Source organism: Arthrobacter sp. NQ7, from assembly GCF_029581595.2.
Taxonomy (GTDB): Bacteria; Actinomycetota; Actinomycetes; order Actinomycetales; family Micrococcaceae; genus Arthrobacter; species Arthrobacter phenanthrenivorans_B.
Map to the genome: position 1 here is coordinate 1 of NZ_JARFXU020000036.1, position 21,236 is coordinate 21,236.

Genomic DNA, 21,236 nt, shown 5'->3' on the forward strand with positions numbered 1-21,236 from the left:
GGTTGCGAGGTAGCGAACTGGTCGGTCGTTCCGTTGTGCGTGACACTGAATCTGCCGAAGGCAAACTTCACGGTCACGCCTCCTCGGCTGACTTTCCGAACCTTGACCATTTCATTCACTTCCTGCCGGCTCAGTCAGTTTCCGGGCCGGTGCAGAACGTGCAATTGTCATCGCAATCCGCCGCAGACGGATCTGCATTGGCCCTCGGGCTGGAGACCCACACGGTGGGCTGACCCGCCACAGCTGGCATCAGACTGCCTTCAGGCAGGAGGCGGGGGGCTTGAATGCCGCCGGGCCTCCACCAGTCCGTTGCTGGACAGTGTTCTCCCGTGCGGGCCCGCCGCGCGAGTCCACTGGACCTGACCGGCCCACGGTGTAACCGCCACGCCAGCTGTGTTGTTGAGGTTCCCATATCGTCCACCACTTCTAGGTAATCCCTTTGGAATGAGACAATCTAAGCAAAAACGCCTAGGCATTACAAGACCTTTGCTTACAAATATTTGTTTCCACCTATATTTCTGCGGCGTGTTTTTCTTGCTGGCGCCGAGCTTATCTCCGGGGCGGCAAGCGTTGCCGAGTGTTTAGGAAGCCACTGTCCTAAGTATAGGTTTTGTCTTTTCCTCTAAAGGATTTACCTATAACCTGCGAAGATCAGCGTAAGTAAGGGACGGGTCGTGACGATTCTTCGGGGTGAATTACTTGCTGGCTGCGGCTGCTGCAGGTTCCTCGACCCAAGCGGCCGTTGAACTCGGAGTCTCCCAACCTACCTCGGAGCAAATTCGCAAGCTCGAACAGGGCGTAGGGGTGGCGGTCTTCACCCGCGCCAAGCAGGGACTGACGTTGACTGAGGCTTGGCACCGATTCCTGCCGCACGCAAGAAGGGTCGCCCGCGACTACCGGGATGCCATGGATTCGGTTTCAGGTATCAGGAACATGCAGGAAGGAACCGTCGCCTCTGGGATGTTCAACAGCAGTCAGTATGTCCTGTCCGGCCTGCCCGCCTTCCGCAGTTTGTACCCGTATCCATGTTCGCTTCGTCGGGCCAATTCGGCGCAGATTGCTGACCGGGTACGTTCCGGTCGCCTTGAAGCCGGGGTTGTCGCTCTGCCCATCGACGCGAGAGGCCTGACGATCAGCGATGTCCTCAGGTCATGTGAAGCAGCCTACTTTCATACAAAACCCGCGGTGACGTCCCCTGTCACCATCGAAGGCCTGCTTGAACGACCGCTGGCGCTGCCTGAGTCGGGATGGACCGAATCTGATCCTGCGCGGCGACAGTTGAGCGAACGCGCCCAAACTCTGGGTATCCCTTTTACCCTGCCGGCTTGTCGCCCGTGACGGCGGCCATGATCAAACTCACCGAGGAACATATGCGGCTGCTGCACCGCGAATACCCACCGTAAATGCGGTGTTGGCGCTGGGCATGAGATCCCGGCTGCATGGTTCGTGCAGGAGCTTCTACTCGACCAGGCAAACGCGGGGGGGATAATATTGGAAGTCAAATATTCAAAGACCTAGGGGGCTCCATGCCAGGGACTCAGGACTCGATCCAGACCGATGGCGAAAGCGTAGCGGCAACGTCTACCGCTCATCGCTTGCTTTTCGGTGGCCATCCTCCCGTCGACGCTTCCACGGTCGTCGTGCGCCGTGTTAAGACCGCCATTGGTCTCGGGCTGCTGGTGGACGGCGACAGGCTTCCCTCGGAGTCCGACATGGCGCAGCAGCTCGGGGTTACGAACTGGTCCCTGCGGGACGCGCTGGCCGCCCTCAGGGAGCAGGGACTGATCATTACCCGGAAGGGGAAGAACGGGGGCAGCTTCGTCAAACGTCCGGAACAGGTCGAATCGCTGGGCGGCATCGAGTTGGAGAGGCTCTCCGCGGTCGATCTGCGGGACTTGAGCGACTGGCGCAGGATGCTCCTTGCCGAAGCCGCGTCCCTGGCCGCATCCCGGGCGACGGAAGCCGATGTCACGGTCCTGAAGGCTCGTGCTGAAGACGTCGCAAGTGCCCCTGATCCTTTCCATGCCCGGCGCGCTTACGGGCGGTTCCGTGTGGACCTTGCTGTTGCAGCCCAGTCGCTTCGGTTGAGTAATTCTGAGTTCGCAGCCCACGAAGACGCCGACCTCATTTTTGGACTTCTGTTCTCCGACGATTCCCTGCGGCTGGAGATCTCCGCCAGGTTAGGTGCCCTCGCAGCGGCCGTTGAACGCCGGGACCCTGAACAGGCACGGTCGGTGGCCCACCTGCACTCACAGGAGAATCTGGCGTCTCTTCTGAAACTGCGCCTTACGGCGATTGCGGAGGGAGCAAAGCCATCGGACCAGCGCAGCCTGGAAGACGAAATCCGCAGCCTCGGTGATTTTGTTCTGACGCAACTGGGGAGGGTCGCCGAGACGTCCGGGCCGTTCCTGGCCCAGGGCGACGCCGGCGAACAGGCCAGGCGGGCCATTGCAGACATGTCCATCCGGGAGATCGCGCAGTCCGTGTTCCCCCTGGACGGTCTGGGTATCGTGGCCGAGGTCGGCGTTTTGCCGGAGCACCCCTATTGGCTGGCATGGTGGCATCGGACGGCCGCAGGCGTGGAGCAGGACAACCGGCACATTCTGGATCCGGAACACCCCTACTTTTACGACTACCAGGACCGCGAATGGATGACCCATCCACGGTCGCAGCGGGAGCCTTGGGCTACTGGCCCCTACATCGACAGGGGAGGGGCTGATGACTTCCTGATTTCGATCACCCACCCGATCGTGCATTCCGGTTCGTTCCTGGGAATCTCAGGCGCGGATGTGCGTGTATCGGAGCTGGAGCGCTACCTTGCACCGTGGTTGTCGGCCCGCCCGGTAGTAGTGCTGAACGCCGCCAAGCGCGTCGTCGTCTCCAGCTCCGTTGAGTTCACCGTTGGCGACTCCCTCCCCGAGGATCTTTCTGCAGACGCGAAGGAACTGGGCATCTTCGGGTGGTCGGTCCTGTACACGGCCCACTGAGCCCGGCCGGCGGGGTCTTTCCGCGGAGAACCCGAGAATTTCGAATGATGGAACATTCGAATGGGGAACAAGGAACAACCCGGGTCCGGGCACGTCGTTTGGTCTGGACCCGGGTTGTTCTGGTTCAAGGGGTGTTTAGTAGCGGGCGATCGAAGCGATGTCTTCTTCGAATTCGTCCAACGCCGCCTGGGTGATGGTGGTGCGGGTTTCCGAGATCGCCGCGAGATAGTCCTCCGTGCCTGGCCCGTTCGTCCAGGTATCGCCTGACTCCGCTTCGGCGTAGATCGCCCGTTCCAGGGCCCTTTGCGATGCCTGCCTGGCTGTGAACTCGATATCCGCTGGCGTGAACCGTTCACTGCGTTCCACCAGAGCCTGGATGTCAATGGTCGAAAGCGTCTCGGCAGGAAGGTACCGGCTCCAGATGGCCTGCCTGGCATTCTGATCAGGCACGCCAATGGGAATGACGTAGTCGAACCTTCCATGGCGCAAGAACGCCTTGTCGAGGGTCCGGACGAAGTTTGTGGCGCAGACCAGCAGCCTGTTCTCCTGTTCCCTGAATGCCGGAATGATTTTGAGAAGTTCGTTGGTCACTCCGTGTTGAGGCGTCGGTGCCCCGGCCCCCCGGCGAGAGGCGATTTCCTCAACTTCATCGATGAAGACGACGACGCGTTCCAGATCACGGATGTCATGGAACGCGGACCTGAGTCCGGCGGCCAGGCCCACGCCTTCGGCGGCGAGACCGGACAAGGACAATTCGATAAACGGCCACCCCAGCCGGGAGGCCACGGCCTTGGCAAATGTCGTCTTGCCGGTTCCGGGGGGGCCAAACAAAACAACTGACTTCGGAGGGGAGACAGCGAACCGGTGAGCCACATCGGGTTGCGCGAGCGGCAAAACGAGCCTGCGCTCGATAATTTCCTTTTCCTTGACCATCCCAGCGAGTCCATCCCAGAGTCCGCGGGGCAGAAAACGGCCGCCAAGGTCCTCCAGGTGGGCCGCTTCCCGGGGCTTCATCGGCATGGTGCGCTCGAAATACACCAAGTCCCGGGTCTCGTAACCGGAATTCTTGTAGGCCTGCACGCCCGTTTCCCCGGGCGGCAGCAGCGCGGAAACCTGGAAGATCCCCTTCCCGACAAGGCGCTTGTCGAGCTCCGACAGCAGCGAGCTGCCCAGTCCTTGGCCGCGCCAGTTTTTCAGGAGCGCGAGCATGGTCACTGTGGCCCGGTCGCCGTTGATCTGGGCCGCTACGGCGCCGACTACGGCATTGTCCACAATGGCCAGCAGCGCCACACCATCGGCGCAAGAACGGAGAATTTCAGACAGGCTGTAAACCGGATTGTCGCCCGTGTCGCTGTTCTGCTCCCAGAGCCGGACCATCCGGTCCACGTCATCGGTGTGGAAGTCTCTAATTCGCCAGCTTGGCATGAGGCATGTCTCTCTGTGGAGGCGCGCGGCCGAGGATTTCCTTCCGTTCCGACTTACCGCTTCGCATGCGGAGGAAAGTGGTGATTAGAGACTAGCATCACAAATATCTGAACTCAAATATTTGCAAACAGTAACAATACTGCTACCGTTGATCTGTGAGGTCAATCACGCGCCTCCCCGTCCACGGGACAGGGAGCGTCGCTCCGGCCTCCCTAGAGACACGGGTTGGCGCAGTGGCCATCTCTTGCTGCTCTTTCAAGGCCCCCGTTGGATGACGGGGTGCCTGACTTACTTCCAAATGTTCAAGGAGTGAAATTGACCGAATTGGCTGCACCAGTGGCAGAAGCTAATCCAGCTCTGGCCGAAGTGCCGACGGAGATTATCGGCCACTTCATCGATGGGGTGTTCGAGTCGGCCTCCTCGGACGAGGTGAACGCGGTAAGCAACCCCGCTACCGGGCGGGTCCTGACCCACGTTCCCCAGGGCGACGCATCGACGGTAGACCGCGCCGTGGCCGCGGCCGCCCGTGCTCTTCCCGGATGGAAGCGTCTGACCCCGAAAGACCGCCAGACGATCCTGCTGAAGATCGCCGCCCGCATCGAAGAGCGGGCTGACGCGCTGGCCCGGGTCGAGTCCCTGAACGCGGGCAAGCCGCTTGAGGCAGCACGCGATGAGGTTTTGATTGCGGCAGACACCTTCCGCTTCTTCGCCGGAGCTGCAAGGGCCGCAGTTGCCCCGGCTCCGGGGGAGTACACGGAGGGCCACACGTCCCTGCTGGTGAGGGAACCTGTTGGGGTAGTCGGTGCGATCGCCCCCTGGAATTACCCGTTCATGATGGCTGTTTGGAAGGCGGCGCCGGCACTTGCGGCGGGCAACACCGTCGTATTGAAGCCCTCCGACCTGACTCCGCTGACGACGCTGATGTTCGCAGAGCTTGTCTCCGGGATCCTTCCCGGGGGTGTCTTCAACGTCGTCCTGGGACGCGGCTCCGTGGTTGGTTCGGCTATTTCCTGCCACCCTGACATCGCTCTCGTTGCCATTACCGGCAGTGTCGAGAGCGGGAAGACCGTAGCCAGGGAAGCTTCCGGCACGCTCAAGCGCGTCCATCTTGAACTCGGCGGCAAGGCTCCGGTTGTGGTGTTCTCTGACGCAGACCTGGACGCCGTCGTCGAAAACCTCAAGATCATGGGGTACTGGAACGCGGGCCAGGAGTGCGGCTCGGCAACACGGGTTCTGGTCGAGGAAAGCATCAAGGAGAAGCTTCTCGGACGGCTGAAGGCCGCCGCAGAGTCGATCGTTGTGGGTGACCCGTTGGCCCATGCCGAGGTTGAGGTGGGCCCGCTCATCAGCTCTACCCAGCTTCAGCGGGTTTCTTCGATGGTGGACCGGGCCGTCACCGACGGTGCCCGCGTCGTGACCGGTGGGAGGACAATCGAAATGGGGGGTTACTTCTACGCACCCACGGTGCTGACCGATGTCGCACGCGGCACCGAAATGGACCAGGAAGAGGTCTTCGGACCCGTCGTGACAGTGCAGTCATTCACGACTGAAGAAGAAGCCGTCGAAATCGGCAACGACAGTGTCTACGGCCTCAGCGCGTCGGTATGGACCATGGACGCGGCACGGGCTCTCCGGATGGCCTCGGCGCTGGAATACGGCACGGTCTGGGTCAACGACCACTTGGCCATGGCTGCCGAAATGCCCTGGAACGGCTTCAAACAGTCAGGCTACGGCCGTGACATGAGCATCCTTGGCCTGGACGACTTCGTCCGCACCAAGCACGTGATGATCAAGACCGCTTAGGGCCTCCCAGCGTTCTGCACGCAGTTGCCCCCGCACTTGTATGGTGCGGGGGCAACGGCGTTTAAAGAGGGCTGCCGAGGCATGACACGATCCGACAAACGGCCTCCGCGGGCCCAGGGTTTCCCCAGGCGGACCCTATCCAGTGGCAGCGAAGGGTCGGCCGTCGGTGGGGGTTTGAAGGCTTCCGGCCGTCGGGGCACGAAGACCGCTGCGGGACGGGCCACGCGGAACACGCGCAGGACGGATCTGGGTGTGGGCGGATGAACCGGGCATCCCCGTTCCGGTCACCCTGCCACGGTTTTACGGCCCCTTGAGGGGACGCCGGCAGCGGCGGGGGCCGTGTTCTGGCTCTTTCCAACTTGAGTCCGGACCGCGAGGAAATCAGCCGTCCCGCATCCGCTCAGGTCTGCCGGGGCCATGCGAGGCCATGGGCCGGCTGGCTGATTTTACGGGTAACAAGGGCCTCGGACAATAGCCATCCTGGCTGCCTTGGGCCCGAGGGGGTACTGCGGACCATTGCGCGTTCTGAACGCAGAAAACTGCTCCCCGGTAGCCAGGACTGGGTTTTCCAGTTCAAACTTCCGGGGAGCAGTTCATACAGGGCTTGATTCTGCGCGCGGTCTATCCGTCATGCGAAGGTTACTCCACGCCTGTTGCATGTGCCTTGACCGACGGAGAGGTTTCGTGGGTTATCGGTTCAACACGGTGGGCGGCCACAATGCCGGTACGGTGGCGCTGATAGGTCTGGAACCAAATGATGCCCACGACGACCAGCACGGCCGGCATAATCCATCCCAGGTACAACAGGTACCACTGTTGGCTCCCCGTGGGGTCGTAGATCGCGGGCCACGGCCAGGCGAGGTCGAAGGCTCCCAGGGCGCCCCAGACGACTGCGACAATATTGATCAGGAGGCCCCACCGGCCGAGGCTGAAGTATTGTTGCCCTGTTGCTCCGGCGATTGGCCATTGCCGTGCGAAGCGTCTGCGCAGCAGCGGAACGGTCAGGCACAGGTATCCCAGGTACACCAGGACGATCGATACGCTGGCCAGAGCCGCCAGCGCTTCGGGACTGACCAGGGACAATGACATGAGGGCGATGCCGATCACGCCGATAACGATCGCCGCTTCGGCCGGGGACTGCCGCTTGTTGACGCGGGAGAGAAAGGCGCCGAAGGGGAGGTTGTTGTCGCGGCCCATGGCGAACATCATCCGCGCCGTGCCGTGCTGGATAGCCACGACGGCGGCGAAGACAGCGGCTGCAAGGGCGTACAGCAGCAGGTTGCCGACCTCGTCGCCCATGACGATCTTGATCGCATAGGGCAGACCGCCTTGCGCGACATTGTCGACGACGGTCACGTCATCCTTCGGCAGAGCCATAAGCATGGCCAGGACGAGGAGAATGCCGGAAATGACGGCAGCGGCAACCGACCGCACGATGGCGCGCGGGCCGTCGAGGCGCGGGTTGGCTGATTCTTCGGCCAATGTTCCTGCGCTGTCGAAACCTGCCAGGACCCACGCCGGGGCAGCGACGGCCACGAGAATAGCCAGCGCGAACGTTCCGCCTGAGCTGCCAGTGCCCGCGGTCTCGGTAACAATCTCGGGCCCGCGCTGGATGTGGAAGAGGAAGCCGACGATGAGAGCAACGATGACAGCCAATTCCAGAACAACCGCGGACGTGTTGATCCAGCCGGCGACGCGGACCTTCATCATGTTGAAAATCGTTGAGATCACGACGGCGATCGTGCCGATGATAAACCCATTGAGCCCGGGATCGTCAACGATGTTGAAAGCGGTTGAGATTTGCGGCAGCACGACGTTGAGGGTCAGCGCCACACCCGCGACGGCGATTACGTAGGACCACAGCAGGAGGTAGCCGGAGAGCCAGCTGGTGAGCGGGGAGGTGATCTTGCGGGCCCAGTTGTACACAGAACCGGCGAAGGGATATTCGGCTGAGACTTCGGCGAACAGGAAGGCGACAGCCAACTGACCGACGGACACGCCGATCCAGGTCCACCAGAAGGCCGGACCGGCCTGTCCGAATCCGAAGCCGGTCAGGGATGTGGCGCCCACAAGGACCGAGATGAAGGCGTAACTGATCGCAAACATCGCGAACTTATGGATGGTGCCCCTTTTCAGGGACTGCTTATAGCCGGATTCGGCGAGCCCGAATGAGCTGGAATGTTGATCTGACATGCGTTCTCCTACAACGCCGGGGCCGCATCAAACTATCGAGGGGGCCGGAAGGAATATAAGCCGGAAACCGGCCTCTTAGGGGCATTCCCTGACCTGCCAGCTGCGCGGCGTTGCGCCGGTGGCCGTTCAGTGTCAAACATGTCTCGGGCTGCCACTGTAAGGAGCCCGATAAGGAACGATGCTGGGCCGCCCGGACCCACGAGGGGGATCGCTTCGGATCCTGGCGGCCTTAACGCAAAGTTACGCGATCAAATCTTCGAAAACAATAGTTTTGTTGATGTGAATCACATGAGGTTTGCGCGGTAGGTGCGCGGCAGGTCGATACCCGCGTCAAATAAGCACTCCAGCTAAATAGTTGCTTTCAATGATTTGAAGGCGTAAGTTATCAACATCACATTCGGATGCAACGTTCCTTCATCAGCAGCGTCATCCGTCCATCTCCTTGGCAAGCCCCTTGGCTCGCCAGACCTTTCACCAGGAGTTCCGATGACCATCAAACGCGGAACGTACGATGCCACCGAGTTCAGTGGCACCAGCCGCGACGTCGCCGATGTCCTGATCGTCGGATCAGGCCCCTCGGGCGCCGTTTATGCCAAACACCTTTCCAGCTGGGGATTTCACGTCGTCTGTCTGGAGCAGGGCCAATGGGTCGGCACAGCCGAATACACCGGCAACCGGGACGAGTACGAAGTCTCCATGTTCGGACGGTGGCACAAGAACGGGAACGTCAGGGGACTGCCCGAGGACTATCCGTGCGAAGCCTCGGAGTCGGAAGTCATTCCCGTGATGTACAATGCCGTCGGCGGCGGCACCATCCACTACGGTGCCCAGTGGCCCCGCCTGCTTCCCAGCGACTTCCGCGTCAAGAGCCTCGACGGCGTGGCGGCGGACTGGCCGCTGTCGTATGAAGAGCTCGCCCCCTATTACGAGCAGACAGACATCGACTTTGCCGTATCGGGCATGCCGGGAGACCCGGCCTACCCCGAAGGTGCGGCAGCCCCCATGCCTGCGCTTCCCATCAATAAATATGGACGCCGCTTTGCCGAAGGCATGAACAAACTTGGTTGGAGTTGGTGGCCGGCTCCCAACGCCATTGCCCAGAAGAATACCCAGGGCCTGATTCCCTGCATGCGCTACGGCACCTGCGAAGCTGGCTGCCCAAACGGCTCCAAAGCCAGTGCTGACATCACCCACTGGCCCACTGCCCTGAAGCAGGGCTCAACGCTCATCACTGGTGCCCGGGTCCGCGAGATCACCCTCAACGAACGCGGCCTCGCTTCCGGTGCGATCTTCGTTGACAGCAACGGCCGCGAACACAGGATCGCGGCTGACACCGTGGTCCTCGCCGCGAACGGCATCGGAACCCCGCGCCTGATGCTCCTCTCCGAGTCCTCACGCTTCCCCAACGGCCTCGCAAACTCCAGCGGACTTGTCGGCCGGAACCTGATGATGCACCCCACAGCCATGGCTGTAGGCGTTTTCAACGAACCCCTCGAATCCTGGACCGGACCCGCCGGACAGAACATCCACTCCTACGAGTTCTACGAAACCGACGCCAGCAGGGGCTTCCTCCGCGGGGCCAAATGGGTCACCCAACCAACCGGCGGCCCGCTGGTGGCCAGCACCATCGTCGATCGAGGCCCAACCGGCGCCAGGGGAGCCCAGCTGCTCAGCGACGTAAAGGACATCCTCGGCAGGTCAGTGCTCGTCGCGGTCATCAGTGAAGACCTTCCCCACATGGACAACCGAGTCACACTGGACCCGGTGCTCAAAGACTCCAGCGGCATCGCAGCGCCGAAGATCAGCTACGTCCGCGACCAGAACAACATCGACATGGTTGATTGGCACCTGGCGCGAACGAAGGAAGCACTCCTGGCAGCAGGTGCCCACACAGTCCACCTACACGGTGTCCTGGACGATCAGCCGGGCCACTTCCTGGGCACAGCACGCATGGGTGATAACCCGGAAACCTCAGTCGTTGACGCTTTCGGGAAGAGCCACGACGTACCGAACCTCTGGATCGCGGATGGAAGCATCTTCGTGACCGGCGGGGGAGTAAATCCCACCAGCACAATCGCTGCCCTCGCACTGCGCGGGGTAACGGAAATGGTCCGTCAAGCAGCAGATCAGGAAGTCGCATCATGACAAGCATCTTGACCCCCGAGCGCACCGAAACGGCCCGGAAGATAGCCGAATGGTTCGTGCCACAGGTGGATGGATATCCCACCACAGCGGAGGCAGATCCCGACAACAGCGTTTTGAACCTCGTTCTGGACCAGCTGCAGTCCCACTGGACTGTCATCGGAGAGGCCCTGGACGCAGCCCAGGACGCGGACGTCCCCGAATATCTCGAACGACTGGCAGCTGAGGAACCCGCCACTTATGGGATTCTCCGCACCGTTTTCGTGGGCCGGTACCTCACCTGCCGACCCGTGTGGGAGGTTCTGGGATACACGGGCCGCCGGCCGGTACCGATCCTTCCAGGGGAAGCGGAAAAGTTCCTCGAAGGCGGCCTTCTGGAACCGGTCCGTTCCCGGGGAAAGATTTACCGCCCAACCCCGACCGACGCCGAAGTGGCGTCATGACCGGACATTCAATGCGTTGCTTTTCAACACGGCGCAAGACACAACAAGCTAAGGAGATGCCGTGAAGGTTCTGCTGCTGGCCAAGGAAGTACCCGATACGGGCGACCCGCGAAAGCTTGACCCACTAACCGGGATGCTGGACAGGGAGGGCTCCGAATCCGTTCCTGACGAAATCAACGAGCGCACCATCGAACATGCTTTGCTGTACCGTGACGAGGGCGGGGACGCAGAGATCGTCGTTCTCACCATCGGCCCGGAAACCGCCGAAGACTCCGTTCGGAAGTTCCTCGCCATGGGTGCCGACTCGGCCGTGATTGTCTCCGATCAGGCCATCCGCGGCGCCGACGCGACGCGGACCGCTCAAATCATTGCCGCGGCCGTGGAACAGATCGGACCCGACCTGGTTCTGGCCGGCAACGAATCGACCGACGGTCGAAGCGGCTTGGTGCCTTCCATGGTTGCCGAGTTCCTTGGCTGGCCAGTCCTGCCGGCCCTGTCCGAAGTGCAGATTACGGAGGAATCGGTTACCGGTTCGACCGCCAGCGAGGGTGAGATTCTGCAGCTGAAGGCAGCATTCCCCGCCGTGGTGACGGTAACTGAACGTTCCGCGGAACCGCGGTTCCCCAACTTCAAAGGCGTCATGCAGGCAAAGAAGAAGCCGCTGACGGTCTGGAGTCTGGCCGACATTGCCGCAGCGGAAGGCTGGGGGGCAACCTCGGTCATGGTTTCTTCCATGGAACGCCCTGCACGTGCAGCAGGGACGAAACTGACTGACGATGGCACGGCAGCCGAAAAACTCGCCGACTTCCTCGCCACCAACCGGCTGATCTGACCCCAACCCGAACAGGATTCAGAAATGGTGAAAATTCTCGCATTCATTGAAACAACCCACGACGGAAGGGTCAAAGCCAACGCCGCCGGCACGCTTTCGGCCGCAGCGTCCGTAGGGACGCCGCTGGCGGTTGTTGTCCTGCCCGAAACAAGCGACCGCGCCGCAGTGGTCGAACAGCTCGGAGCCCTGGGGGCCCACGAGGTCCACATTGCAAAGCTTGGAGATTCAGGCTTCGGCGCGACCCAGATCGATGCCATCGCAGCAGGCTACTCAACGACAGCACCTGATGTCGTGCTCCTGCCGAATACCAATGATTCCCGCTCCATCGCCGCCAGGCTTGCGGTCCGCATCAATGGTGCCGTAGCCGCTGACGCTGTGGGTCTGCGCTACGATCCCGAGGGCAATGAGGTCATTGCCCAGCATTCGGTTTTCGGCGGCGACTACGTCACTGAGTCCACCGTGGACGGGGGCCCCCTGATTGTCACCGTCCGAACCAGCTCTTTTAACGGTGCACCGCAGCAGGTCAAGGCGCCCCAGACATTTGAGCTCAGCGTTTTTCCCTCGTCCTCCAGGAGCGCGTCCATCGTTGGGGTCGAGGAAGTCAAAACAGTATCCGACAGGCCGGCGTTGCCCGAGGCCCAAGCCGTGGTCTCCGGCGGCCGAGGTTTGGGGTCACGTGAGAACTTCGCGCTCGTCGAGAAACTCGCCGACGCCCTCGGCGCCGCAGTCGGTGCTTCACGGGCGGCAGTCGACGCAGGATACGTCCCTCAATCCCTTCAGGTGGGCCAAACCGGCGTCACCGTTACCCCGCAACTGTATGTTGCCCTCGGGATCTCCGGTGCGATCCAGCACCGTGCAGGCATGCAGACGTCGAAGTATGTGGTCGCGATTAATGAGGACGCAGACGCCCCAATCTTCGACATCGCCGACTTTGGCATCGTCGGGGACATCTTCACCGTGGTGCCGCAGCTGCTCGACTCAATTGCCCAGCGACAGGCCGCCTAGGGGATATCCCAAAAAGCAGGACACAGACAGGGACTGGCATCGGAAACGTCATGACTAACGAAGAAACAAACGCTGCGCCGCGAAAGCAACGCATGGGAACGGCGACGCCTCAAGCCGCCTCTGCAGCACCAAAAGTTGAAACGCCCGCCGGGGAAACGGACGCACGTCCGGCAGCAAAGACCCGCATGGGCGCTTCACCGGCTGCTTCCGCGCCAGCTGCCCCGGCAGCCAGGACGACCCGGATGGGGTCGGACACTGGAATGCCTGCGAACCCGGCGGCCGTCCCTGCACCGGCAACGCGGATGGGTGCTGCAGCGCCCGGACCAGCACCGGAACGGATGGATGCCAGCTCCCGGGCCGGACGTCAGCCGGGCCATGCGGCATCTGCGAAGACGGGCGCACCCAAGGGCTTCCTTGCCGGAAGCCTGGCCAGTGTCCCTTGGAAGCGTGCGATGCTTACCCTCGGTCTTGCAGTCGTTGCCGTGGTTGTCCTGGTTATCGTTGCTCGCTGGCTACGCACAACCCCGGACGTTCAATCCTTTCTTGGGCAATACCCAGGCCATCCCACCCTTCCCGACACCGTTCCGACAGGGCTTCCGGGGTGGCTTGGGTGGCAACATTTTTTCAATATCTTCTTCATGGTGCTGATCGTCCGCACAGGCCTTCAAATCCGGCACGAAAAGAAGGCGCCCGCCCACTGGACTCCCGAACCCAATTCCCTCTTTTCGCCCAAGGGAAGCACTCCGAAGAAGGTCAGCCTCACCCAGTGGCTGCACCAAGCCCTGGATATTCTGTGGGTAGCAAACGGTCTTGTCTTCATCGTGCTTCTGTTCGCCACCTCACAGTGGATGCGGATAGTTCCCACCGACTGGGACGTCGTACCGAATGCCTTGTCTGCGATGCTTCAGTACGCGTCCCTGGAATGGCCGACGGAGAACGGCTGGATCTACTACAACGCGCTCCAGATGCTGGCCTACTTCAGCATCGTGTTCCTCGCAGCACCCCTCGCGGTCATCTCAGGCATCCGCTTCTCAACCTGGTGGCCAGACCAGAACAGCCGCCTGTCGAGAATCTACCCAATCGAGGTAGCTCGGGCAGTCCACTACCCAGTGATGCTCTACTTCGTAGCCTTCACGCTCGTACATGTTTTCCTGGTGTTCTTCACCGGAGCACTCAGAAACCTGAACCACATGTACGCATCCCGTGACGAGGCCGATTGGCTGGGTCTGGGGGTCTTCGTGGTTTCGGTTCTGGTCACGGGCGCGGCTTGGATCCTAACGAAGCCCCTTTTTATGAGACCAGTGGCAGGCCGATTCGGCACCCTATCGAAATAGTCGAATCTGCCGAGCTCGACCACAGGAGGGCCGGACTCGCTGCCAACAAGTACCTGGTCAGCAACGAATCCGGTCCGGTCAGTAACGTAAAACACACTGGTAGGCCCTCGTCCTTTTCCCAAAACGGCGCGGGGCTGGGGAGAGGTATGGGTTGGCAGGCAGCAACTGACGGACTCCAGCTACCGTGTCGTGGCCGGTTCACCGCAGAGAAGGAAAGACCGCGGGGTCGGGTTGGATGACAGCTTCAGCCGCGCCCTCCGTACCTTGATGACGGTATCCCGATACCGAGGGGGAGTCCCGCTGTATAGATGCAAGAAAGCTACCCTCACAAGCTCATCCAAGGGCAAAACAACGCATCAGCTAGCTTGAGGAACGCTTTCATCTACCATTGGCCCAGCCGCAACCCAGAAGCTGCGTAACACGCCGTTGTACACTCGCGGATTTCTCCCGCGTTCCTTGGCAGACCACTTCGGCGTCATCGACGAAACCGTGCATGTGGCATTCGTTCAGGAACGAATGGGTGACCCGGGCCGGTCTTGGTCCATGCAAGGTGAGGGGCCTGACAAACTGAGAAGGAACCCGTAAGATTCTTGGGTCCTCGGTTCCACCGATCAACATGGACCACGATGTCCTGCGACGGTGCCTGTCCCCAGCCCGGCATTAGAGAACTGGCTCTGGCGTGCATCGGAAGTGGAACCCCTGACGACTTACAAGACGATGTCAGCCCGCCGACCCTTGCTACTTCTAGGTCAACCGCCCGGCAGCCAGGAACCGAGGATAACGCCTAGACACGCACACGTAGCCGTCAACGGAAGCTAATACTTCGGTGGCGGCCTTGTGCATGTTTGGCAGTATGGATGTCGAGGAATTAGTTCGTGGTGCTGGAGGCGGCGTCGAAGCTGGTTTGGGCGTGCATGGAACACGGAGCTGCGCCAATGCTCCGCACACCATAAACGGCCCCATCAATCAGTGCGCGCCGGATCCCCATCAAGCGACGACGGGCCTTCTGAGGCCCCGCCGCGAGCCCGACGCCTCAGACTCATTTCGTCCTTTAGTACCCTAAAAGAGCGAGCTTCAACTTTCTCGGATGTGGTTATCTAAGACCAACCACGCATCAGAGTGGAACTACCCATGGGAGTTGATCACCTGGACACGTGGGGCGGCGAATTTCGATGGGGACTGCCCCGGGTTTTGTTGGCTCCTTGACCTGCCCCAGGGATTGGTTACCCGAAATGGTTTGAGTTTTTGGCTCTCGCTGAGAGGCTTTCAGACATGCCAAGACCCTATCCACCGGAATTCCGCGCACGGGCAGTCGCCCTGGTCCGGGCCGGCAAACCCATCAGCCGTGTGGCCACCGAACTGGGCATCAGCGAGGGAGGCCTCCACAACTGGGTCCGCCAGGACCGGATCGACGGTGGCGAACGCCCAGGACTGACGACCCCGTAGAGCACCGAGCTGGCCAAGGCGCGGAAGCGGATCCGTTAGCTGGAAACGGAGGTGGAGATCCTCAAGCGTGCGGCGAAGCTGCTCGGTGAGGACCGGCCGGACCCAAAAGGATCCACCCGGTGATCGGAGAACTTACCGGTGCCGGGTTCCCCGCGAAGGTCTGTTGCCGGCTGCTGGGCGTGAGCAGTCCGGGCTACTACAAGTACCGGAACCGGCCGATGTCACCGACCCGGATGCGCCGGCAGTGGCTGACCGGGCTCATCCGGGAGGTCCACACCGCCAGCCGCGGCACCTACGGGTCCCGCCGGATCCATGCCGAACTGACACGGGGCATGGACGTCACCGTCAGCGAGCATCTGGTCGCGGAGCTGATGAGCCTGGCCGGAATCGCCGGCCTTCCCGGGCCGGCCAACGTCAAACGCCTGCGGGGCATCGCCACCAGCGATGACCTCGTGCACCGCAAATTCCACCGTCTGTCGCCGAACGAGCTCTAGGTCACGGACATCACCGAGCATCCCACCAGGGAGGGCAAGGTCTTCTGCTGCGCCGTGATGGATACCTTCAGCCGCCGGATCGTGGGCTGGTCCATCGACAGCAGCCAGGACTCTGCCCTGGTCGTCAAGGCCCTGGACATGGCCATTAGAAACCGCCGGCCCGTCCCGGGCGGCATCGTCCATGCCGACCACGGCGTCCAGTTCACCTCCGGGGCCTTCACCAACAAGATCCGCTCGGCCGGCCTGATGCCCTCGTTCGGGACGATCGGGGACGGCTACGACAACGCAATGATGGAATCCTTCTGGTCCAGCATGCAGATCGAGCTAGTGAGCCCTAGCGGCGTTCTTTGGAGGGGCGCCCCGGGACTTCCTTGCTCTCTTCATCTCTGCCAATTGCAACTCCTAAAAGCTCAGGTGTTGCAACGACCACTAGACGCCAAGCCAGCGAAATGGCTCAATTTTCGACCATCGCTGACAGGGTAGCCGCGGGAGGACAGCAGGGAGGTACAAGGCCTTCAGCTAAGGGGGCGGTAAGCGACGATGTTGGTAATCGCAACCTGAGGACAATCAGTTCCAGGGCTTGTCACCCGCCGCGTACCCTTATCTGTCGTTAGACCGAGGTGGTGGGATCGGCATAAGGCTGTGGCATGGCGCTGCTGTCTGTGGCGAATACGGCTACGTGCCTATGTCGCCACTATTGTGACGCCTTCACGATGATCGAAAGCACGACGTACATTCCCTGCCGTAATCCATACGACGCTCCTATCCTCGGTAAGTTCATCAATAGTGGCCATATATCCAATGACTGGGCTTTCGGTGACGAAAACAGCTTGGCCGCACTGAAGCCCGGACCAGTTCTGGGCCATTCGTCGCTCTACGACTTCAACAAAATCTTTCAATGGAGTTACCTCAATTCCTTTCGGTTCTAGTGCCTTTGTATGATTGCGCATGGCGGCTCATGGACCCGTTCAGTTGGCGTGGGGGTCGGCGATGCCGATGTATTGGGTGGTGGTGTATTCGGCGATGCCTTCGGAGCCGCCTTCACGTCCGAGGCCTGATTGTTTGACGCCGCCGAAGGGTGCTGCTGCGTTGGAAATGACGCCGGCGTTGAACCCGACCATCCCGAAATCGATCTGCTCCGCCACCCGCAGGAGTCGGCTGAAGTCCCGGCTGTAGAGGTAGGAGGCCAGCCCGTACTCGGTGTTGTTGGCGAGTTTGATGGCCTCTTCTTCGGTCGTGAAGGTGGTGATGGGGGCGACGGGGCCAAAGATTTCGTGGCCCAGGATGGCTGCATCGTTGGGCACGTTGGCCAGGACGGTGGGCTGGTAGAAGTAGCCGGGCCCGTCCACGGGCGCGCCGCCGGTGACTGCGACCGCTCCGGCGCCAACCGCCGCCGTGACCAACGCATGGACGTCGTCGCGTGCGCCGGCGTCGATGAGCGGCCCCACCGTGGTCTCGGGCTCGGTGCCGCGGCCGGTGGTGAGGACTCCCATCGCGGCCGCGAACTTGCGGGTGAACTCCTGTGCTACTGATTCGTGGACGAGGAACCGGTTGGCGGCGGTGCAGGCTTCGCCCATGTTCCGCATTTTCGCGGCCATGGCCCCTTCGACTGCGGCGTCAAGGTCGGCGTCCTCGAACACGATGAACGGGGCGTTCCCGCCGAGCTCCATCGAGGTCCGCAGCACGTTCTGGGCTGCGTCGGCCATGAGGCGTTTACCGACCGGGGTGGACCCGGTGAAGGAGACCTTCCGGAGCCGGGAGTCCTTGAGCAGCGGCCCGGAGATCCCGGAGGCGGAGGCTGAGGAAACGACGTTCAGTACCCCGGCGGGCAGTCCCGCCTCCATCATGGTCTGGGCAAACAGCTGCGAAGTCAGTGGAGTCAGTTTCGCAGGCTTCAGAACCATGGTGCAGCCTGCAGCGACGGCGGGGGCTACTTTGCGGGTGGCCATGGCGAGCGGGAAGTTCCACGGGGTGATGAGCAGGCAGGGTCCGACGGGTTTGTGCTGGACGAGGACCTTGTTCTTGCCTTCGGGGGTGGTGAGGTAGCGGCCGTAGTCGCGGACGGTTTCCTCGGCGAACCAGCGCAGGAATTCGGCTCCGTAGGTGACTTCACCGCGGGCCTCGGCCAGGGGTTTGCCCATCTCCAAAGTCATGAGCAGGGCGAAGTCCTCGGCGCGTTCGGTGACCAGGTCGAAGGCGCGGCGCAGGATTTCGGATCGGGTCCGGGGTGCGGTCCGAGCCCAGGAGTCCTGGGCGGCGTCAGCGGCGTCGAGTGCGGCGATCGCATCGTCGCTTGTCGCGGAGGCGAGGATGGCGAGGACCTGTCCGGTGGCGGGGTCGTGCACGTCAAACGTGCCGCCATCGGACGCCTCCACCCAGTCACCATTGATCAACAAACCGGTCGGCACCGCTTCCAGAAGGAGCGATTCATGCTCATTTGAAACGGTGCGGGTGATATGGGGCGTGGTGGTCATAGAAATCTCCTCAAGTTCAGGGCTGGTGGTCAGTTCGCAATTAAGGATCGGGCTGGGCCATGCGGCCGTGCATGGGCGCTGCCGCCGGTGGACGCTCCGAAACGGGCCGGCAGGAAGTCTTGCATCGGGGGAATCGCTACTGCGCTGACCGCTTCACCAAAGACTTCGTCCGGGTCGAGGCGGCGGAGTTCTTCGGCGAGGCAGTCGCGGAGGCTGCGGGGCGGGAGGGAGATGCGCTGGGCGGGCTGGCCCGGTTGGGTCAGCTCGGCGACGGAGAGTCCGGGCCGGAAGAGTTGGACGTCGCCGCCGGGACGGGTGAGCCGGACTCGGCGGATTCCGGTTCCTGCTAGGTCGGCGACGATGGTCACTGGTGCGTCCAGGGTCAGGGTGAGCCACGCTGCCAGCAGGATCGTGGACGGTGAGTCCGAGGCGCCCTCCACAGCAACCGCGGTGACGGGGGAGGAGTCCACTTCGTCCAGGGCTGCGGCGAGCTGGATGCGCCAGTTGGTCAGGCGCGTCCAGGCGAGGTCGGTGTCGCCGGCTTTGTAGGTGCGGTGGATGCGTTCGAGCGCGGCCTGGGGGTCGGGTTCGTTCGCCGAGTCCGTGATCCGTCGGTGCGCGATGGCACCGATGGAGGTTTCACAGGCGTTTTCGGGGGCGCCGTGCGGCCACCAAGCGACGATCGGCGCGTCCGGGAGCAGCAACGCAGCGACCAGGGACTCGGATTCGTGCGCGAGTTGGCCATAGCCGCGCAGCACGATGACTTCCGAGGCACCTGCGTCCCCGCCGACCCGGATCTGCGCGTCCAGCCGGTCCTCGGCGTCCTTCCCCGCATCCGCCAGCACGATGATCCGGCAGGGGTGTTCCCGGCTGGCATCGTTCGCGGCCTCGATCGCTTCCTCCTCCAGCCCGGACTTGGTGACCACCACCAGGGTCAGGACCCGGCCCAGGGCGATCACCCCGCCTTGTTCGCGCAGGGCCATGAGCTTCTTGGACACCTTCGAGGTGGTGGTATCCGGCAGGTTAACGATCATGGCCTTCTCCAGGTTCGTCCGTCACGGGCCAGCAGCTCATCAGCAGAGGCCGGGCCCCAGGAGCCGGGGGCGTAGGGTTCGGGCTGTTCGGACAGTGATGCCCAGTATTCCTCGAACGGGTCAAGGATCTTCCAGGACAGCTCCACTTCCTCATGCCGCGGGAACAGCGGCGGCTCACCGAGCAGCACGTCCAGGATCAACCGCTCGTAGGCCTCCGGGGAGGACTCCGTGAACGAGTGCCCGTAACCGAAGTCCATCGTCACGTCGCGGACCTCCATCTGCGTGCCGGGAACCTTGGACCCGAACCGGATCGTCACGCCCTCATCGGGCTGGACACGGATCACCACAGCGTTCTGCCCGAAGTCGTCCTCACCGTGATCGGTGAACAGCAGGTTCGGGGCGCGCTTGAACACCACGGCGATCTCCGTGACGCGCCGGCCCAGGCGCTTGCCCGCGCGCAGGTAGAACGGCACCCCGGACCAGCGGCGGGTGTGGATGTCCACGCGCACCGCGGCATAGGTTTCCGTGGTCGAATCGGCGGGAATGCCTTCTTCCTCCAGGTAGCCCAGGACCTGCTCGCCGCCCTGCCAGCCTCCGCTGAACTGGCCCCGCGCCGAGTGCGTCGACAAATCCTCCGGAAGCTTGACCGCTGCCAGGACTTTTTCCTTCTCCGCCCTCAGGTCATCGGCGTTGAACGAGATCGGCTCCTCCATCGCGGTCAGCGCGAGCAGCTGCAACAGGTGGTTCTGGATCACGTCCCGTGCCGCGCCGACACCGTCGTAGTACCCTGCCCGGCCACCTGTCCCGATGTCCTCGGCCATGGTGATCTGGACATGGTCCACATAGTTGGCGTTCCACAACGGCTCGAACAGCTGGTTCGCGAAACGCAGCGCCAGGATGTTCTGCACCGTTTCCTTGCCCAGGTAATGGTCAATCCGGAACACCGCGTCCGGCGGGAACACCGATTCGACAATGTCATTGAGCTGCCGCGCCGATTCCAGGTCATGGCCGAACGGCTTCTCGATCACCACCCGCCGCCACTTATCCCCGTCCGCCTGCGCGAGGCCGTGCTTGGAGAGCTGACCGCAGACCTGCTCGAACGCCTTCGGCGGGATCGACAGGTAGAACGCGTGGTTGCCCCGGGTGCCCCGGACATCATCAAGTTCCTTGATCGTCTCGCCCAGACGCTCAAACGCCGCGTCGTCGTCGAACTCGCCCTGCACAAACCTGATGCCCTCGGACAGCTGGTTCCAGACCGCCTCATCAAACGGGGTGCGGGCATGGGCCTGCACCGAGGCCTTCACCTCGGCGGCGAAATCCTCCTTGTCCCACTCCCGGCGGGCGAAACCCACCAACGCGAAACTGGGCGGCAACAGGCCACGGTTGGCGAGGTCGTACACCGCGGGCGTGAGCTTCTTGCGGGCAAGGTCGCCCGTGACCCCGAAAAGTACCAACGAGGACGGACCCGCGATCCGATTCAAACGACGATCACGCGGATCACGCAACGGATTACGCCCGCGGCGCCGCAGGGCCGCGGGCGGAGCGTAGGGCAACGTATCGAGCATGGAAAGTTCCTGTTCTCAGCGCCGGAGAGTTGAGTTTCTGCAGGGGGTGGTTCCCCGTG

14 protein-coding genes and 1 pseudogene are annotated in these 21,236 nt (G+C 62.2%); 10 read left to right on the plus strand and 5 right to left on the minus strand.

The window, feature by feature from the left end; all coding sequences use genetic code 11:
* The 3 genes from PUN71_RS21725 to PUN71_RS21735 all read left to right on the plus strand — a co-directional run.
* Nucleotides 1-233 (plus strand): hypothetical protein (locus PUN71_RS21725; RefSeq protein WP_277800077.1); only part of this gene is annotated, 233 nt, incomplete at its 5' end.
* A 457-nt stretch (nt 234-690) separates the two neighbouring features.
* Nucleotides 691-1,338, plus strand: coding sequence for a LysR family transcriptional regulator (locus PUN71_RS21730; RefSeq protein WP_277800078.1), 648 nt, complete (start codon nt 691-693; stop codon nt 1,336-1,338).
* 188 nt (nt 1,339-1,526) lie between these two features.
* Nucleotides 1,527-2,987: a GntR family transcriptional regulator gene (locus PUN71_RS21735; RefSeq protein ID WP_277800079.1), complete on the plus strand. Its 1,461-nt coding sequence runs from the start codon at nt 1,527-1,529 to the stop codon at nt 2,985-2,987.
* A gap of 135 nt (nt 2,988-3,122) precedes the next feature.
* Here PUN71_RS21735 and PUN71_RS21740 read toward each other — a convergent pair whose 3' ends face one another.
* Nucleotides 3,123-4,412 carry an ATP-binding protein gene (locus PUN71_RS21740; RefSeq protein WP_277800080.1) on the minus strand — a complete coding sequence of 430 codons (1,290 nt, stop codon included), beginning with the start codon at nt 4,410-4,412 and terminating at the stop codon, nt 3,123-3,125.
* Between the two features lie 315 nt (nt 4,413-4,727).
* On the opposite strand from PUN71_RS21740, the gene PUN71_RS21745 reads away from it, so the two are divergent.
* Complete coding sequence (locus PUN71_RS21745) at nt 4,728-6,215, plus strand: aminobutyraldehyde dehydrogenase (RefSeq protein ID WP_277800081.1); 1,488 nt, start codon at nt 4,728-4,730, stop codon at nt 6,213-6,215.
* A 639-nt stretch (nt 6,216-6,854) separates the two neighbouring features.
* Here the strand turns inward: PUN71_RS21745 and PUN71_RS21750 are convergent.
* On the minus strand, nt 6,855-8,408 hold the full coding sequence (locus tag PUN71_RS21750; protein ID WP_277800082.1) for an APC family permease: 1,554 nt from the start codon (nt 8,406-8,408) through the stop codon (nt 6,855-6,857).
* 486 nt (nt 8,409-8,894) lie between these two features.
* Here PUN71_RS21750 and PUN71_RS21755 point away from each other — a divergent pair, with 486 nt between their 5' ends.
* The 6 genes and pseudogenes from PUN71_RS21755 to PUN71_RS21780 form a co-directional block, all read left to right on the plus strand.
* Nucleotides 8,895-10,553: a GMC family oxidoreductase gene (locus PUN71_RS21755; RefSeq protein WP_277800083.1), complete on the plus strand. Its 1,659-nt coding sequence runs from the start codon at nt 8,895-8,897 to the stop codon at nt 10,551-10,553.
* Nucleotides 10,550-10,993, plus strand: coding sequence for a hypothetical protein (locus PUN71_RS21760; protein ID WP_277800084.1), 444 nt, complete (start codon nt 10,550-10,552; stop codon nt 10,991-10,993). Before PUN71_RS21755 ends, PUN71_RS21760 begins: the two co-directional genes overlap by 4 nt.
* A 61-nt stretch (nt 10,994-11,054) precedes the next feature.
* Nucleotides 11,055-11,825: an electron transfer flavoprotein subunit beta/FixA family protein gene (locus PUN71_RS21765; protein ID WP_277800085.1), complete on the plus strand. Its 771-nt coding sequence runs from the start codon at nt 11,055-11,057 to the stop codon at nt 11,823-11,825.
* A 24-nt stretch (nt 11,826-11,849) separates the two neighbouring features.
* Entirely contained in the window at nt 11,850-12,830 is a 981-nt protein-coding gene (locus PUN71_RS21770; RefSeq protein WP_277800086.1) for an electron transfer flavoprotein subunit alpha/FixB family protein, read from the plus strand.
* Between the two features lie 50 nt (nt 12,831-12,880).
* A complete protein-coding gene (locus PUN71_RS21775; protein ID WP_277800087.1) occupies nt 12,881-14,164 on the plus strand; it encodes a cytochrome b/b6 domain-containing protein in 1,284 nt (427 codons plus the stop codon).
* A 1,272-nt stretch (nt 14,165-15,436) separates the two neighbouring features.
* Nucleotides 15,437-16,437 (plus strand): annotated as a pseudogene (locus tag PUN71_RS21780) (IS3 family transposase); the annotation flags it as partial.
* Between the two features lie 635 nt (nt 16,438-17,072).
* Here PUN71_RS21780 and PUN71_RS21785 read toward each other — a convergent pair.
* From PUN71_RS21785 to zwf, 3 genes are read right to left on the minus strand one after another with little or no spacing between them, the layout of a single operon-like run.
* Nucleotides 17,073-18,578, minus strand: a complete 1,506-nt coding sequence (locus PUN71_RS21785) for an NAD-dependent succinate-semialdehyde dehydrogenase (RefSeq protein ID WP_277800089.1) — start codon at nt 18,576-18,578, stop codon at nt 17,073-17,075.
* Between the two features lie 29 nt (nt 18,579-18,607).
* Entirely contained in the window at nt 18,608-19,612 is a 1,005-nt protein-coding gene (locus PUN71_RS21790; protein WP_277800090.1) for a glucose-6-phosphate dehydrogenase assembly protein OpcA, read from the minus strand.
* Nucleotides 19,609-21,177 (minus strand): glucose-6-phosphate dehydrogenase, encoded by a 1,569-nt coding sequence (gene zwf, locus PUN71_RS21795; RefSeq protein WP_277800091.1) that lies wholly within the window; start codon nt 21,175-21,177, stop codon nt 19,609-19,611. The genes PUN71_RS21790 and zwf overlap by 4 nt, the downstream gene beginning before the upstream one ends.
* Nucleotides 21,178-21,236: the final 59 nt, after the last annotated feature.